We start from the raw sequence: 2,760 nt of genomic DNA, 5'->3' as shown, positions 1-2,760 counted from the left end.
CCAAGGAGGTTCGCCGGTTGGATCGGGTGGTGATCCGGTTTGCTGGTGACTCGGGTGATGGGATGCAGCTTACGGGTGACCGGTTTACGTCGGAGACGGCGTCGTTGGGGAATGATCTTTCGACGTTGCCGAACTTTCCGGCGGAGATCAGGGCGCCTGCCGGGACTTTGCCGGGGGTGTCATCGTTCCAGTTGCATTTTGCGGATCATGACATTCTGACGCCGGGTGATGCGCCGAATGTGTTGGTGGCGATGAATCCGGCGGCGTTGAAGGCGAATCTGGCGGATGTGCCGCTCGGTGGCGAGATCATCGTGAACACCGATGAGTTCGCGAAGCGGGCGATGGCGAAGGTCGGCTATGCCACCTCGCCGTTGGATGACGGGACTCTGGAGGGCTACCGGGTCCATCCGGTGCCGTTGACGAGTCTGACGATCGAGGCGTTGAAGGACTTCGGACTGTCCCGTAAGGAAGCGGAACGGTCGAAGAACATGTTCGCGCTGGGGTTGCTGTCGTGGATGTATCACCGCCCCACCGAGGGCACGGAAGCGTTCTTGCGGTCGAAGTTCGCGAAGAAGCCACAGATCGCGGAGGCGAACATCGCCGCGTTCCGGGCGGGCTGGAACTTCGGCGAGACGACGGAGGACTTCGCGGTCTCCTATGAGATCGCGCCGGCGACCTCGGCGTTCACCCCGGGCACCTACCGGAACATGTCAGGCAACCTGGCCCTGTCGCTGGGGTTGATCGCCGCCTCCCAGCAGGCCGACCTGCCGCTGTACCTGGGCTCGTACCCCATCACCCCGGCCTCCGACATCCTGCACGAACTGTCCAAGCACAAAAACTTCGGGGTCCGCACCTTCCAAGCGGAGGACGAGATCGCCGGGATCGGCGCAGCGCTGGGGGCGGCGTTCGGTGGCCAGTTGGCGGTCACCACCACCTCCGGACCTGGTGTGGCGTTGAAGTCGGAGACCATCGGCCTTGCGGTGTCGTTGGAGTTGCCCCTGTTGATCGTGGACATCCAGCGTGGTGGCCCGTCCACCGGGTTGCCCACCAAAACCGAGCAGGCCGACCTGCTGCAGGCCATGTACGGACGTAACGGTGAGGCACCGGTACCGATCGTGGCACCCAAAACCCCCGGCGACTGCTTCAACGCAGCCCTGGACGCCGCCCGTATCGCCCTCACCTACCGCACCCCCGTCTTCCTCCTGTCCGACGGCTACCTCGCCAACGGCTCCGAACCCTGGCGCATCCCCGACCTCACCGAACTCCCCGACCTCCGCGTCCAGTTCACCACCACAGCGAACCACACCCTCGCCGATGGCACCGAAGTGTTCTGGCCCTACAAACGCGACCCCCACACCCTCGCCCGACCCTGGGCCGTCCCCGGCACCCCCGGACTCGAACACCGCATCGGCGGCATCGAAAAACAAGACGGCACCGGCAACATCTCCTACGACCCCGCCAACCACGAACACATGGTCCGCACCCGCCAAGCCAAAATCGACCACATCACCGTCCCCGACCTCACCGTCGACGACCCCCACCACGCCCACACCCTCGTCCTGGGCTGGGGATCCACCTACGGCCCCATCACCGCAGCCGTCCGCCGCCTCCGCGCCGAAGGCCACCCCATCGCCCAAGCACACCTCACCCACCTCAACCCCTTCCCCACCAACCTCAAAACCATCCTCGACCACTACCAACACACCGTCATCCCCGAAATGAACCTCGGCCAACTCGCCACCCTCATCCGCGCCCGCTACCTCACCCCCGCCCACTCCCACACCCAGGTCAACGGAATGCCATTCAAGGCCGAACAGCTCGCCGCGGCCCTCAAGGAGCACATCCATGACTGACACCACCACCCGCAGCGAGCCCACCCTCCTGACCCTGGTCCCCAAAACCACCACCCCCCAGACCATGAAGGACTTCAAGTCCGACCAAGAAGTCCGCTGGTGCCCCGGCTGCGGCGACTACGCCATCCTCGCCGCCGTCCAAAGCTTCATGCCCACCCTCGGCCTCGCCAAAGAAAACATCGTCTTCGTCTCCGGCATCGGCTGCTCCTCCCGTTTCCCCTACTACATGAACACCTACGGCATGCACTCCATCCACGGACGTGCCCCCGCCATCGCCACCGGACTCGCCACCTCCCGCCAAGACCTCTCCGTCTGGGTCGTCACCGGCGACGGCGACGCCCTCTCCATCGGCGGCAACCACCTCATCCACGCCCTACGCCGCAACGTCAACCTCAAAATCCTTCTCTTCAACAACCGCATCTACGGCCTCACCAAAGGCCAGTACTCCCCCACCAGCGAAACCGGGAAGATCACCAAGTCCACCCCCATGGGCTCCCTCGACGCCCCCTTCAACCCCGTCTCCCTCGCCCTGGGAGCCGAAGCCACCTTCGTCGCCCGCACCATCGACTCCGACCGCAAACACCTCACCGAAGTCCTCCGCCAAGCCGCCGAACACGAAGGCACCGCACTCGTCGAGATCTACCAAAACTGCAACATCTTCAACGACGGCGCCTTCGAAGCCCTCAAAGACAAAGACCAAGCCCAAACCGCCCTCATCCGCCTCGAACACAACCAACCCATCCGCTTCGGCATCGACAACAACCAAGGCATCACCCGCAACCCCACCACCGGCGACCTCAACATCGTCACCATCACCCCGGAAAACGAACCCCACATCCTCACCCACAACGCCCACAACCCCAACCCCACCACCGCCTTCGCCCTCTCCCGCCTCGCCCACCCCGAC

At 64.4% G+C, this 2,760-nt stretch carries 2 protein-coding genes; both read left to right on the top strand.

The features are described 5' to 3' along the window. Nucleotides 1–1,853 (top strand): 2-oxoacid:acceptor oxidoreductase subunit alpha (locus tag ACFXJL_RS34740; RefSeq protein ID WP_384699478.1); only part of this gene is annotated, 1,853 nt, incomplete at its 5' end. Continuing rightward, nucleotides 1,846–2,760: 2-oxoacid:ferredoxin oxidoreductase subunit beta (locus ACFXJL_RS34735; protein ID WP_384699475.1), on the top strand; the 915-nt coding region annotated here is incomplete at its 3' end. The genes ACFXJL_RS34740 and ACFXJL_RS34735, both read left to right, overlap by 8 nt.

Origin of the sequence: Streptomyces sp. NPDC059256 (genome assembly GCF_042753785.1) — a bacterium.
Classification (GTDB): Bacteria; Actinomycetota; Actinomycetes; order Streptomycetales; family Streptomycetaceae; genus Streptomyces.
The sequence above is the reverse complement of the archived record's forward strand: the minus strand, read 5'-3'. Positions and strand labels throughout refer to the sequence as shown.